The sequence below is a fragment of the Nocardia beijingensis NBRC 16342 genome, from assembly GCF_001612785.1.
GTDB lineage: Bacteria > Actinomycetota > Actinomycetes > Mycobacteriales > Mycobacteriaceae > Nocardia > Nocardia beijingensis.
Genome location: NZ_BDBC01000031.1, coordinates 73460 through 86966, shown reverse-complemented (window position 1 = coordinate 86966; position 13507 = coordinate 73460). Strand labels below are relative to the sequence as shown.

At 69.1% G+C, this 13507-nt stretch carries 13 protein-coding genes and 1 pseudogene; 5 read left to right on the top strand and 9 right to left on the bottom strand.

What is annotated here, in order from left to right; all coding sequences use genetic code 11:
- Positions 1–422: 422 nt before the first annotated feature.
- On the bottom strand, positions 423–983 hold the full coding sequence (locus tag NB3_RS18810; protein WP_218020596.1) for a TetR family transcriptional regulator: 561 nt from the start codon (positions 981–983) through the stop codon (positions 423–425).
- 190 nt (positions 984–1173) lie between these two features.
- Here NB3_RS18810 and NB3_RS18805 point away from each other — a divergent pair, with 190 nt between their 5' ends.
- The gene (locus NB3_RS18805) at positions 1174–2394 is read left to right on the top strand and encodes an alpha/beta fold hydrolase (RefSeq protein WP_218020595.1); all 1221 of its coding nucleotides are present in this window, start codon (positions 1174–1176) and stop codon (positions 2392–2394) included.
- Between the two features lie 134 nt (positions 2395–2528).
- Here NB3_RS18805 and NB3_RS18800 read toward each other — a convergent pair whose 3' ends face one another.
- Both NB3_RS18800 and NB3_RS36910 read right to left on the bottom strand, forming a co-directional pair.
- Positions 2529–3062: a hypothetical protein gene (locus NB3_RS18800; RefSeq protein ID WP_157111861.1), complete on the bottom strand. Its 534-nt coding sequence runs from the start codon at positions 3060–3062 to the stop codon at positions 2529–2531.
- Positions 3063–3501: 439 nt separating this feature from the next.
- Positions 3502–3686, bottom strand: a pseudogene (locus NB3_RS36910) (ATP-binding protein); the annotation flags it as partial.
- Positions 3687–3926: 240 nt separating this feature from the next.
- Here NB3_RS36910 and NB3_RS18790 point away from each other — a divergent pair.
- Entirely contained in the window at positions 3927–4394 is a 468-nt protein-coding gene (locus tag NB3_RS18790) for a PaaI family thioesterase (RefSeq protein WP_067804840.1), read from the top strand.
- Positions 4395–4454: 60 nt separating this feature from the next.
- Here NB3_RS18790 and NB3_RS18785 read toward each other — a convergent pair whose 3' ends face one another.
- Genes NB3_RS18785 through NB3_RS18760 form a run of 6 tightly spaced genes read right to left on the bottom strand, consistent with a single transcriptional unit; the run spans position 4455 to position 9440 of the window.
- A complete protein-coding gene (locus NB3_RS18785; RefSeq protein WP_067804837.1) occupies positions 4455–5297 on the bottom strand; it encodes an acyl-ACP desaturase in 843 nt (280 codons plus the stop codon).
- A 16-nt stretch (positions 5298–5313) separates the two neighbouring features.
- Positions 5314–6162 carry a class I SAM-dependent methyltransferase gene (locus NB3_RS18780; protein ID WP_067804834.1) on the bottom strand — a complete coding sequence of 283 codons (849 nt, stop codon included), beginning with the start codon at positions 6160–6162 and terminating at the stop codon, positions 5314–5316.
- Entirely contained in the window at positions 6159–6425 is a 267-nt protein-coding gene (locus tag NB3_RS18775) for an acyl carrier protein (RefSeq protein ID WP_067804832.1), read from the bottom strand. The genes NB3_RS18780 and NB3_RS18775 overlap by 4 nt, the downstream gene beginning before the upstream one ends.
- On the bottom strand, positions 6422–6964 hold the full coding sequence (locus NB3_RS18770; protein WP_067804828.1) for a PaaI family thioesterase: 543 nt from the start codon (positions 6962–6964) through the stop codon (positions 6422–6424). The genes NB3_RS18775 and NB3_RS18770 overlap by 4 nt, the downstream gene beginning before the upstream one ends.
- 4 nt (positions 6965–6968) lie before the next feature.
- The gene (locus tag NB3_RS18765) at positions 6969–7757 is read right to left on the bottom strand and encodes a ferritin-like domain-containing protein (RefSeq protein WP_067804825.1); all 789 of its coding nucleotides are present in this window, start codon (positions 7755–7757) and stop codon (positions 6969–6971) included.
- Between the two features lie 24 nt (positions 7758–7781).
- Positions 7782–9440 carry an AMP-binding protein gene (locus NB3_RS18760; protein ID WP_067804821.1) on the bottom strand — a complete coding sequence of 553 codons (1659 nt, stop codon included), beginning with the start codon at positions 9438–9440 and terminating at the stop codon, positions 7782–7784.
- Positions 9441–9708: 268 nt separating this feature from the next.
- Here NB3_RS18760 and NB3_RS18755 point away from each other — a divergent pair, with 268 nt between their 5' ends.
- From NB3_RS18755 to NB3_RS18745, 3 genes are read left to right on the top strand one after another with little or no spacing between them, the layout of a single operon-like run.
- Entirely contained in the window at positions 9709–10947 is a 1239-nt protein-coding gene (locus NB3_RS18755; protein WP_067804818.1) for a cytochrome P450, read from the top strand.
- Positions 10944–12167, top strand: a complete 1224-nt coding sequence (locus NB3_RS18750; protein ID WP_067804815.1) for a cytochrome P450 — start codon at positions 10944–10946, stop codon at positions 12165–12167. The genes NB3_RS18755 and NB3_RS18750 overlap by 4 nt, the downstream gene beginning before the upstream one ends.
- Positions 12164–13477 carry an NAD(P)/FAD-dependent oxidoreductase gene (locus NB3_RS18745; RefSeq protein WP_067804812.1) on the top strand — a complete coding sequence of 438 codons (1314 nt, stop codon included), beginning with the start codon at positions 12164–12166 and terminating at the stop codon, positions 13475–13477. Before NB3_RS18750 ends, NB3_RS18745 begins: the two co-directional genes overlap by 4 nt.
- Positions 13478–13507: the final 30 nt, after the last annotated feature.

The following is a 13507-nucleotide window of genomic DNA, read 5'->3' as shown; positions in this document are numbered from 1 at the left end:
GGCTCGTGTTCGAATCTCCACCCGGGATCCTCTCCGGAGGCCCCGCATGACGCGCTTACCGTCGCCGGGTGCGAGCAGATCTTCCTCGACAAGGCTTCCGGCAAGCTTGCGTCTCGTCCGGAAATGGACAAGGCGGTGGTGGTGGCCATTCTGCAGAGAGGGGCCGTGGCGCTGGCGGCCTCCGACCCGGCGCTGCTCGTGTGGTCGTGCGGGCGATCCTCGACTGGATGTCCGGCGGCCTGACTTTCTGTGCCACACACTGAGGGTTCGATCTTTACCGCATCGGGCTCGGCGCTGTCCGCTTCTTGCGCCCGCATGCGGTGTGTGTTCGTCGTGAATGGCTATCCGCCGCTGGCTATTACGCGGGACCACCGGATTCGGCGTGCCCTGCTGACGCCGAGGAGTGTTGGCCGCCACTCGGGTCAATGGTGCGCCGGTTCGATGTCGAGCGCGCGTTGAAGCTGGCTTGCCCACCAGCGCAGGTGAGCGGTCGAGTCTTGTGCTGCCGCGCCGGTGAGGCCGGCGCTCCGACGGAAATCGCTGCCGTAGAGCGGCTCGGTTGCCATCGCCTGGTGGAGGGCTGCGACCGCGAGTCGTGTCTCGTCGAGGGAACTCCCGGGAGGCCGACTTCGATGCAGGGCGTCGACGACCGGGTCGAGCATGCCGCCACCGCGGTCGCGCCAACCCGCCGCGTGCAGCGCCACCGCGAGTTCGCCATAGCCGCCTCGATACACGGACTCGAGCGACTCGACGAGTTCGAGCACATCGGTGCCGTGCTCCAGCCACGTGGCGATGACGTCTTGGAGCGCGGCTCGAAGCCGGCGTCCGCCATGGCGGAGGAGTTCGGCGAGCAGCTTCTCGCGATTGCCGAAGTGATGCGAGACGCCGGCGTCGGTCATGCCGACCCGCGCTGCCACCGCGCGCACCTGGACAGCGGCGACGCCTCCCTCGGCCAGCAGCGAAGCCGCGGCATCGAGGATCAACCGACGGGCTTCGTCCGGTGGTCTGCGCGTTCGCGAATTGGTCACCTCGGAATCCTACCTTGACTAGCCAAGGTGTCACTGCGTATCGTTACCTCGACATCTCAAGGTAAATCGGGGAGGGTGTGTCGATGGCCGAAATCATGGTGCTGAGAGGGAGATTCGGCACGGAGGTGAATCAGTGATGACAGACATGACCCTCACGCTGCCCGATGTCACCCTTCGAGCCACGGTGACCGGCGCGGGCCCCACGGTCCTGCTGCTTCACGCGGGCCGAGAGCGTCGCGACGTCTGGGCACCGGTCACGGAGGGGATGACCGAGTGCGGACTGCGGACGGTGGCCTTCGATCTGCGCGGGCACGGCGAGAGTTCAGGACGGGCCACCGCACTGCGGGTGATCGCCGATGACGTGATCGAGATGGTGGTTCGCGAACCGGCGCCGATCGTCGTGGTGGGCGCCTCCCTCGGAGGGCTCGCCGCCGTCGCCGCCCTCGCGGAGCCGTCCGTCGCGCAGCGTGTCGCCGGCCTCGTGCTCGTGGACGTGGTCCCCGATATCGATGCGGATCGCGCCCGGCGCTGGCTCGACGACCACGGACTCCTCGCCCGCGATACCGAGCTCGTCGACGATATTCTCGCCTCCCGCTCCGAACTCCACGCGATCATCGCGGCATCGGACCTGCCCATCCTGCTCGTGCGGGGCGGACTGCGGTCTCCGCTCGGCGACGCCGACGTGGACCGGCTACGCATGGCGAACCGCCGTATCACCGTTACCCGCGTATCGGACGCCGGGCATCTCGTCGCTCGCGACGCCCCGGCGGAACTCGCGCGCATTCTTTCGGCGCACGCCAGCAAGTGGCTCGGGACCGACGACGTCGTCCGCCGCGCGTTCGAGCTACAGCGCACGCTCGGCGCCGATCGGATCGATCACCCGGGCGGAACCCTCTTCGAGCACCTTCGCCGGGTGCACGCCCTCACGGTCGAATGGAACTCAGCGCCACCAACCCGGCTGGCGTCGATCTGCCACGCGTCATACGGCACCGATGGGTTCCCGCATGCCCTGCTGCCGATCACGGATCGCCAGCGGCTGGATCGCGTCATCGGCCCCGACGCGGCGGCGCTGGTGTACCTCTACGGCGCATGCGATCGCTCGCGCACCTACCGCGAGCTCGGCCGTCGGCCCTTGCCCGTGACCGACAGGTTCAGCGGCGGCACGAAGACGATCGGAGGAACTGAACTCCGTGATTTCGCCGTCCTGACCATCGCAAACAAGCTCGATGTCGCGCGCCACGCCCGGCTGGCACCGTCGATTCGCAGCGATATCTATGATCTCGTCGCCGCGCTGGCCGCGTACGCGCCGGACGAGGCGGCGGTAGCGCTTGCCGATGAAGCGCTCGCTCGAGCGAGCGCCGAGTGAGCCCACCCGGCTGCTCGAAGCCGTCTGGGTACTCGGCTGGATTCCGTCCTCGACGGCGCCGCGGCGCGCCGGGCGGCGCAACGGTCTCCCGCTCCGCTGTGTCGGCTTAGGCGTGACCGGTGCGCCGGGTGCGGTCAGTTCAGCGCGTGAGCGAACCAGCCGCCGGGTGCGAGATCGGGGCGTGGGGAGGACGGTGGGTTCCACGTCGAGGTGGGTTGTTCCGGCCACAAGACCTGTGCCCGTTCGGCGGCGCTGCGGAAGGGTTCTGCGTCGAGTTCGACGCGGTGCTCGTCGATTCCGGCGGCTGGCCAGGCGACAATTATCGACAGGCGTCCCGGTGGCGGGACGGGTGTCAGGTAGTAGGTGTAGCTGCTGAAGTCCGGGCTGCCACCGCCACCACACGACATCAACACCGCGGTTGTGCTGTTGTCATCCGAGGGGGAGTCGTCGATGTTTGTCGCGGTGCGGCTGTCGGCGAACTCGACACCGAGGAGATACTGGTCGCTACCGCCTCCGTGGAGTCCTGCGAAGGCCGCGGTCGCGGACACAGCGCCGGGCTGGCGAACGTGCAGCCGGAGGAATAGTTCGATTCCCTGGGTGTAGGCGCGGGCACCGCTGAGCGCGATCACGATGTCGTCGGTGCGCGCGAGCACAGCGTCGATGCCCACGATCGCGGGAAGCTCGTTCGACGGCCTGGTACGCCTCCGAAAGCCGGACGCCAGTTGCTCAGTGGTGGAGAGCTTGTCCAATGGTGCCTCCCTCGTCTTATCGCCCGTTTCGGTGCAGGCGCGTATGAGGCACGGTAGCGGTCCCCTCCGACAGCCAGGCGGCGATGGCTTCACATATCGGGCCTTCTGACATGGCAACACTGGCGTGGGCCGCCAGCCGGGGTCGGGTAAGTAGGCGACGGCCTGGCCGAGGGTGCTGCCGTGCTACGCGGCTGTCACGACCGCGTCGTATCGGCCGCTATGCGGGCAGGTGGCCGTAGCCGACGATCTTGATGAAGTAGTGCCCGGGCCGCATCGACGTTATGCAATTTACCTGCGCCTCACCTGCGCCAATTTCGAAATACCGCACTGAAACGGACTCGAAGACCACGCGGCCACATTGGTTGCGCGGCGAGTGGGCTTCGCCGTCGACGACGAGCTCGTAGGCGCCTGATCGGAGACGGTCCATCGCCGACTGCGCTAGCAGCGGGTCGGCCATCATGCGCGGGATTTCCGGGGTTCCCGGTTGCTGGTGATGATAGAGGCTTTGCGGTGGCGTTCGACGATCAATTCGTAGCAGTCGGTGCGGATTTGCTGCGACGCTACAAAGGCAGGCCAGCTTCACGGACAGGCAACAGCGATGTCGGCGCGCGCGAATAGGAACGCCGTCAATCGGTGGGCTGCTCGCAGGCGTGATGGGGAGGATTCGCTGCGAAAGAGTGTCCTATCACCCGATCGAATGTCGGTATGCAACCGGTCGTGGCCGCATGGTGTTCATCGGGCGCTGGTCGAATGGCGGGGCAACGTTCGCAGGGAGGAAAAACCATGACGAGCATCGACACTCACGTCGACGGTACGGTCGCGTCCCGGGTCACCGAACTGACCACGGTTTTCGAGCGGGGACTTCGCGAGAACCTGGGCGTCGGGGCGTCTCTGGGCATTCGACTGGAGACGGCAGGAGACGGCTACACCAGGTACCACCTCGACCCGAACCCGGCGACGATCAACGCGATGTTCACCGTGCACGGTGGTGTGCTGGCCACTTTGATGGACACCGCGATGGGTAGCGCGGTCTTCACGAAACTCGGCGACGGCGTGGCCTATACGACGCTGGAGTTGAAGGTGAACTTCATCCGGTCGGTGACGCTGGACGGTTCCCGGCTGACCTGCGAGGCCAACGCGGTGCACGTCGGGCGGCGCACCGCGACGGCGGAGGGCCGGATCACCGACGCGGGCGGCAAGCTGATCGCGCACGGTTCGACCACGATCCTGGTCTTGCAGCCCGGACACTGAACACAGCGTGCGGCCCGGCTCCCGAACAGCGTCGGGAGCCGGGCCGCGCTGTGGCGGTGCTCAGGCCAGCGATCGGCACTCGTCGATGAAACGCACCAATTCGTCGAGGCGGTCGCTGCGGGCGTCCACCGCGCGGTCGATCACCTTCACCAGGTGTTCGTAGGCCTCGGTGTGGTCGTAGGAGGCCACATCGGCGATCTTCAGCGCCCACCGCCAGTAACCGCGCATGGTGTCGGCCAATGGCATACGGAAGGTCGCGATCACCTCGCGGATCGGCTCCACAGTCGCGTCGCCCCGCACCCGCAGATAGCGGCCGACCACGTCGGCCATGAAACTGAAATGCCGCGCCTCGTCGCGCGACAGGCGCGCCAGCACCGCCCCGAGCACCGGGTCGTCCACGACCTCGCGCAGGTGCTGGTAGTACATCTGCGTCGCCTTCTCCTGCACCAGCGCGTACGCGAAGAACTGCACCGGATGCCGGTAGGGCAGGTCGAACGGCTTACGGCCCTCGATCGCGAGCTCGGCGCGCAAGGCGCCGCGCTCGGCCATCCCGGACGCCACCTGATAGCGGCTCAGCGCGCGTGCGTGGGTGTCCTCCTCCAGCGCCCAGCGGACGGTGAAGTGATAGAGCTCGCGGTTGTGGACGAACGTGTCCCGGTCGACCGTGTCGTCCACCGGGAAGTAGCGGTGGTAGACGTCGAAGTAGCCGGGCAGATGGTCCTCGATGAGGGTGACGAACTCGACCGCCGACCGCTGGCCGTCGGTGAGTCGGCCCGCGTCCGCCCGGGACCAGTCGACCGCGGTCTCCACATCCCAGGCCCGTGTGGCCGGTGAGGCCGCGAGGAACCCGTCGACGGCCGCGACCACTTCGTCGACGGGTATCAACGCCGATTCGATGTTCATCTGTCGCTCCTGCGGCTCAGCGGGCGTTGCGGCAGGTCAACGCGTAATGCTTGGTGGTGTAACCCCATCCGGCGTTCGCGATCTCCAGGTAGTGCCGCAGCTTCGCGGCCAAGCCGGGACCGTGCGCGTCGATGCGTTCGGCGGCGGCGTCGACGCCTGCGATCCAGTCGTCGATGGTGCGGCGGTAGTGCTCGGTGAGGTCGTCCACCGCGACGACGGAGAAACCCGCGTCCTCGGCGGCGGTGACCAGGTCGGAGAGCGGACGCAGATCGCCCCACCCGAAGATGTCCGCGCGCACGAATTCCGTTCCGGCCTTGGCGTCGAACGCCGTACGCGCGGACGCGTTGCGAAAGCAGCTCTCCGACACATACAGCGTGCCGCCCCGGCGCAGCACCGCGCGGGCGCGGCGGAAGACCGCGTCGAGGTCGGGCATGTGCACGATCGAGCCGAGCAGCGTCACGGCGTCGAAGCCGCGCGGCGGCAGCTCCAGTCGCTCGAAATGGCCGACCCGGGTGTGCACCCGATCCGCGAGGCCGCGGGCGCGCGCCTGCTCGGCGATGTATTCGTGCTGACGCGGGGCCGGGCTGACACCCGTTGTCCGGCAACCGAATTCCTCGGCCATGAACAGGATCAGCGAGCCCCATCCACAGCCCACGTCCAGCAGGCGTTCCCCGCCGGTCAGCCCGAGCCGTCCCGCCACGAAACGCAGTTTGCGTCGCTGCGCCTGTTCGAGGGTGTCGGAGTCGGATGCGTAGAGCGCCGAGCTGTATTTGCGCAGCGGGTCGAGGAACTGGCCGAAGATGTCGGGGTCGAGGTCGTAGTGCTGGTTGGTGTCGGCGGTGACCGGCTGGTCGGTGACGGTCATGCCGCCGCCTCGTCGAGCGCCTTGCCGACCACCGTGACGACGTCGTTCAACGAGGAAAGGCCGAACACGTCCTGGTCCTCGAGTTCGATGTCGTAGGCGCGCTCGATCTTGGCGACCATGCGCAGCACGCGCACCGAGTCGACGCCGGCCATGCCGCGCAGGTCCTGGTCGGGGCGCAGCTCGGCTTCGGGGATGCCGGTCTCGGCGGTGGCTATGGCGGTGACCGTGCGCAGGATCTCGTCGGCGGTGTGGGTGGTGGTCATGACTGGACTCCGTTGGGTGCGGGGGCGGTGCCGATGGACAGTGCGTGGGAGAGTGCGGCGACCTCGTCGTCGCCGAGGGTGAGTTGATGGCGCACGTCGTCGAGCGCGAACGGCTGATAGGCCGCGGTGGAGCTGGCGCACACCAGGCCGTCGGCGTCGCGGATCTCGGCGGACGCCTGGATCGGGTGGTGCTCGTCGCCGGAGAGCATGGCGACGCAGTGGTATTCGCGTCCGACGAGCAGCGGGGTGAGGAATCGGGTGCGCTGCGTGACGGTGAACGCCGGGTGGTGGCGGGCCAGGACGATGAGGTTGCCCATCACCTCGTCGCAGATCACGCCGATCAATCCGCCGTGCACGACTCCCGGGTAGGACTCGAACTCGCGCCCGAGCCGGAACCGAGCCTGGAGTCCGTCCGGATGCGGGGTGAACCGCAGGCGAAGGCCGGTCGCGTTGTGCGGCGAGCAGCCGAAGCAACGGTAATCCGGGATCACCGACCAGGGCACCCGGACGGTGTCGTCGAGGGCGCTGTCGCGGTCCACGGCGCTAGGCGATCGCGTCGGCCAGGGCCCGGCGGACCTTGGCGTTGCTGGACAGGTCGAGCCCGGTCATGGTGCCGAAGGTGCGCCGGATCTTGTCGTGCAGGACGTCCAGCTCGCCCTCGGCGGCGACCTGCTCCAGGAACAGGTCGAAGCCGGTGTCGATGGTCTCGTGGTCGCCGAGCTCGCTGATCCCGGCCTTGAACGTGCTGACCGGATGTTTGATCTTGGCCTCGGAGCTGTACACGTAGAGGGTCTCCAGCACCGACGGCAGCTCCTCGGGCCGCCGCCGCAGCCGCTCGGTGGCGTAGTGGATGAATTCTCGCGCGTGGCCCGCTTCGTCGCGACTGGCGTTGAGCAGCAGTCCCTTCAGCACGGGTTCGGCAACCCAGTTCGCCACCGCGCGGTAGATGTGGTTGACGGTGAGTTCGGAGATGATGTTGGTGGCCAGGGTCGCCGAGGGCGTGGTGCCCGGCGCGTAGGGCTCGCGCATCGAGTCGACGGCCTTGTCGTCGACGCTCTCGCCGAGCGCGCTCAGCCAAGCCCGGAACGCGTAGTGGTGCTGCACTTCCTGATAGCCCCACACCACCGCGAAGGTGGAGAAGTCGTAGTCGTCGACGAACTCGTCGAGGAATCCGTGCACGGCGGCGATGACGTTGGACTCGCCCATCGTCGCGCTCTTGGCCAGGGTGATGTACTCGGGACGGACCATGGACTTCTGGACGGCGTCGAGATCGAGGTCGGCCAGCTTCCAATGCAGGCGCTCGTAGTGGCGGAAGACGTCATAGCTGTGCACGAAAGGCTCCGGTTCGGGTCGGGATTACCTGCGGTGGGTGAGGAGATCGCGGGCGGCCAGCCGCTGGAGCTTGCCGCTGCTGGTGCGGGGGATGCTGCGCGGCGCGACCAGGTGAACCCGGACCGCGACCAGGCCGAGTTCGGCGGAGACCCTGGCGCGGATCGCGTCGGTCAGGGCGTCGGCGTCGGCTCCGGTGCGCTCGGATTCGGCGATGAGCGCGATCACGTCCGCGTCGTCGGGGTCGATCGCCGCCGTGCACCTGCCCTTGTACACGCCGTCGAGGTCGCGCACGGTCGCCTCGACGTCCTGGGCGTAGTAGTTCACGCCGCGCACCGTGATCATGTCCTTGCACCGGCCGGTGACGAACAGCTCGCCGTGGCGCAGATAGCCGAGGTCGCCGGTGCGCAACCAGCCGTCGGTGAACAGCCCCGCCACTCGTGCCGGGTCGGCGGTGAGGTATCCGTGGGTGACCGCGTCGCCCCGGATGAGGATTTCACCGACTTCACCGTCGGCCAGGTCGCGGTCCTCGCCGGGGGCGACGACGCGCAACCGCATCCGCGCAACCGGCGTGCCGACCGCGGCGACCGGCCGAGCGCCCGGGGCGTCCGATGGAACCGGCCGGGCGACCGCGTCATCCGACAGCGCGGCGCGATCGACCCACTCGAAGACGGGCGCGCGGCCCAGCGGCGGGAAAGTGACCGCGAGCGTTGCCTCGGCCATGCCGTAGACGCCGAACATCGTCGCCGGGCGGAAGCCCGCGGGAGCGAAACGCTCGCAGAACGCGACGACGACGTCCCGCGAGATCGGTTCGGCCCCGTTGAACGCGATCCGCCAGCGGCTCAGGTCGTAGTCGCGCACCCGCTCGGCGGGCACCGCGGCCAGCAGCGCTTCGTAACCGAAATTGGGCATCGCGGTGATGGTGGTGCCGCCGGCGGCGAACTCGGCGAGCCAGCGGGCCGGGTCTTTGACGAACGACAGCGGGGACCACACATGGGCGGGAATGCCGCGCAGAATCGCCGAGAGCGTGCCGAACAGGCCCATGTCGTGGAACAGCGGTAGCCAGAAACCGCCCTGATCCTCCAGGCTCAGATCGATGCCGGTGCGAATCGATGCCAGGCCGCTGAGCACGTTGCGGTGGGTCAGGCGAACGCCTTTGGGCGTCGCGGTGCTGCCGGAGGTGAATTGGACGATGGCCGCGTCGTCGCCCGTCAGGGCGGGCAGCGCTTCCGGCGCCGCGTCGTGGCCGGCGAGAAGTGTCGCGCTGTCGACCAATTCCACGTCGAGCGCGGCGCCGATCAGTGCCGCCAGGTCGGCGAAGCGGTGCGACACCACAATCGTGCGCATGCCCGCCGCCGCGATGACGGCGGCCAGCTTCCGCGGGTAGCCGCTCGCGGCCCGCGCGCCCGCGGGCAGTGGAAGGGGAGTGGCGGCGCCGCCCGCTGCGGTCACGCCGAACAGGCAGGTGAGGAACTCGGGGGCGTTGGGACTCAGGATACCCACCGGTTCTCCGCGCCGGATCTCGCGCCGGTGCAAGGCTGTCGCCGCGACCAGCGACCGCCGGTGCAACTCGGCGTAGTGCACGGTTTCCGGCACCGACCAGAAGGTGGCGGCGACCGCGGGACGGGTGGCGGCGATCTCGGCGAGGCGGCCGTGCAGGGTCACGGCCGGATCCGCGGAATTCATGTCTGCCACGGAAACAGCGAATTGTGACGGCGCATTGAACTGGCTGTGAATTGACGTCGGCGATAAACAAGGCCGATCAGCCGATCACACTGCGCGATAAAGTATTCCGGCTATGGGCCGATAGGAACGGGTGATCGTCGCCGCGCCGGGCCGGTCCCGAACACCACGATGGACGGGAAATTTCTTCCGCGTCCCGGAATTGTCCGCAGCGATCCGGCGGATGTCATGTGTTTTCCGCGCCGTGTCCATTTCTACCCAGGAGTCGCCGGTGAGTTCCGACCAATCCGAGGCCGAGGAACCGACCCCGGTTCAGCTGGCGGTCGTCGAGAGCGTCGCCGCGCACATGCGGCACGACCCGTACCCCAGTTACGCCGTGTTGCGCGCCGCGGGTCCGTTCGTGCCCGGTCCGCACGACACCCACCTGGTGACCCGCCATCACGAGGCGCAGGCGATCATGCAGGACCCACGCTGGAGCCACGCCGAGGAACCGGAGCTGCTGCACGGTGACAGCGAGGTGGAACTGCCCGGATCCTTTCTCTGGATGGAACCGCCGGAGCACACCCGCCTGCGCGGACTGGTGAGCAAGGCGTTCACCGCGCGCACCGTCAGCGGCATGCGCGAGCGCGCCGAGCGTCTGGTCGAGGACCTGATGGCGAAGATGCTCGCCGAGCGCGACGTCGACCTGCTCGAGGCGCTGGCCTATCCGCTGCCGCTGACCATGGTGTGCGACTTGCTCGGCGTGCCGCCCGAGGCGCACGAGCACGTGCGCGCGATCTCCGCCGGCATCGCGCGCGGCCTCGACCCCGACGTGCTGCTGTCGAAACAGGAGCTCGACGCGCGTACCGCCGCCGTGCACGCCTTCGACGAATTCTTCGGCGACCTGGTCGAACAGCGCCGTCGCGCCCCGCGCGCCGACTTGATCACCGCACTGGTTCGGGCCGATGACGCGGGCGCCCGCCTGACGCGCGCCGAACTGCTCGGCACGCTGCTGATCCTCGTCGTCGCCGGGCACGAGACCACGGTCAACCTGATCGGCAACGGTGTGCTGGCGCTGATCCGCGATCCGGAGCAGTTCCAGCGGTTGCGCAGCTTCCCCGAGTTGTCCGAGGCCGCGGTGGACGAGGTGTTGCGCTACGACGCCCCGGTGCATCTGACCACGCGTACCGCGCACGACGAGATCACCGTTTCGGGAAAGGTTTTCGCACCGGGCGAGGCGGTGATCGTGCTGCTGGCATCGGCCAACCGCGACCCGGCGGCGTTCCCGCGTGCCGACGAGTTCGATATCGCGCGGTATGCGCGCGGGCGAAAGGCCGAGCGGCACTTGTCCTTCGGGCTCGGCCTGCACTACTGCCTCGGGGCGCCGCTGGCCCGGCTGGAGATGAGCGTGGTGCTGCGGGCACTCGCCGACCGGGTGGCGTCGCTTTCCCTGCTCGAGGAACCGCTCTACCGGCCGAACGTGGTCGTGCGCGGCATGTCGCAATTGCGTGTCCGGATGGAGGCCCGATGAACACCGTTACCCCCGCCGATGTGACCTTCGATGCTTTCGAGCCGAGCGAGCGCGCCGACCCGTATCCGGCCTACCGGCGGGTGCGCGACGCGGCAGCGCTGTTCCCGTACGCGTTCGGCGATGTGCCGGTCACGCTGATCACCCGCTACGAAGAGTGTGCCGCGATCCTGACCGGCGCCGACTGGGGGCACGGTTACGCGGCGGGCATCAGTCCGTTCCGGGACACCACCGCGGCGATCCCCGGTTCCTTCGTCCGCATGGATCCCCCCGAGCACAGCCGGTATCGCAAGCTGGTCGCGAAGGCGTTCACCCCGCGGCTGATGGCCGAGATGGCTCCGGTCGCCGGGCAGGTCGTGCGGACCATCGTGGACGCGGCCCTCGCCCGTCGCGAGCTCGACGTGCTCGACGGCCTGGCGGTGCCGCTGGCGGTGGCGATGGTGCCGGTCCGGCTGCTGGGCGCGGATCCGGCCGACGGACCGAAGTTCCGGCAGTGGCAGCTGGCCATCGCTCGGGGCAGTGACCCCGACTCCCTGCTCGGGCCGCAGGACGTCGCGGCCCGTACCGCGGCGGCGGTGGAGTGCATGGGCTACTTCGCCCGGCTGGTCCAGCTGAAGAAGCGGAATCCGACGCCGGATCTGTTGAGCGCGCTGGTCGCGGCGAGCGCGGGCAGCGACCAGCTCACCGAGGCGGAGGTGATCGGCATGGCCCTGCTCACCCTGGTGGCGGGGATGGAGACCTCGATCAATCTCATCGGCAACGGCATGCTCGCGCTGCTGCGCAACCCCGACCAGCTCGCCTTGCTGCGGGAGCGGCCCGAGCTGATCGCGCCCGCGCTGGACGAAATGCTCCGCTACGACGCGCCGACCCAGTTCACGATTCGCGTCGCGCTGGCCGACACCGTGGTCGGCGAGCACCGGTTCCGCAGGGGCGACGGAGTCGTGGTGCTCACCGCGTCGGCCAGCCGGGACGACCGGGTGTATCCGGACGCCGACCGCTTCGACGTCACCCGCTACGCGGGAAACCACCCCGCGCGCAAACATCTCGGCTTCAGCCTCGGCATTCACTACTGCGTGGGCGCACCGCTGGCGCGGATCGAGGCCGAGGCGGCGATCGGCGCGCTGCTCGCCCGGGCGCCGAGACTCGCGCAGGCGACCGACGCGATCGAGTACCGGCCGAGCTTGATCCACCGCGGCATCGTTGCGCTGCCGGTGACGTTGTGAACGAGACACGGCACGCCGTCGTGCTCGGCGCGGGCGTCGCCGGGCTGCTGGCGGCGCGAGTCCTGGCCGAGCACTTCGCGCGGGTCACGGTGTTCGAGCGCGACGGCTTCCACGCAGAGGGCGTGCGCAAAGGCGCTCCCCAGGCGCGGCACCTGCACGGCCTGCTGGATCGCGGGCGCACCATCATCGAGGAATTGCTGCCCGGATTCACCGACGAAATGACCGCGCGCGGCGCGACCAGGGCCGAGGCGCTGGTCGGCACCAGATGGTACGTGGGCGGGCTGCGGGCCGCGCCGGCCGCGACCGGGCTCACGTCGCTGATCGCGACCCGGCCGCTGCTGGAATCGGTCCTGCGGCAGCAAGTTTCGAAACTCCCCGGGGTGCGGCTCGTGGCAGCGACCGCGCGCGGCCTGATCGGTGACCGGCACGGCGTGCGCGCGGTGACAGTGTCCGGTGATTGCGGCGTCGAGACCCACGCCACCGACCTCGTCGTGGACGCGACCGGACGCGGCTCGCGTGCGCCGGTGTGGCTCACCGCGATCGGCGCCGAGCCGCCGGGACAACAGCGGCTGGAGGTGGATCTGGGCTACTCGTCGCGCTTCTACCGCCGCGTCGAAGGCCAGCTCGACGGGCACGCGTCGGTGATCATCTCGACCGGGGCGAATGGCCGCGGCGGCGGCGCGGTCCGGGTGGAAGGCGACCGATGGCACGTCACGCTCGCCGGGATTCTCGGCGACCATCCGCCCACCGACCCCGACGGCTTCACCCGCTTCGCCGCCTCGCTCGCCGCGCCGGACATCCTCGAGCTGATCACCCGCTCCGAACCGCTCGGCGACGCGGTGCCGCATCGCTTCCGCGCCCCGGTGCGCAAAAGCTACCGCGACCGCGCCGCGGCGCCCCCAGGCTTCCTGCTGCTCGGCGACGCGCTGTGCAGCTTCAACCCGCTCTACGCCCAGGGCATGGCGGTGGCCGCCCAGCAGGCCGTGGCGTTGCGCGCTTGCCTGCGCTCCGGCGGACCCACGCCCGACCTTTCCGCGCGGTACTACGCGGCGGCCGACAAGGCGCTCGACGTCGCCTGGCAACTGTCGGCAGGCGCTGATCTCGCGCACCGAGGTGTGGTGGGGCCGCGCACGGTGCGCACGCGGCTCACCAACGCGTATGTGGCCCGCGTGCATCGCGCCGCACACGTCGACCCGCGAGTGTCCCGGACCTTCCTGCGGGTGGCGAACCTGGTCGAACCGCCCGCCGCACTGCTGCACCCGGCGATGGCGGGACGAGTTCTGCTGCGCTCCCTCTCTTCCGATCGCTGACCCATTTCCACGACCGGCAGCATCGACCGG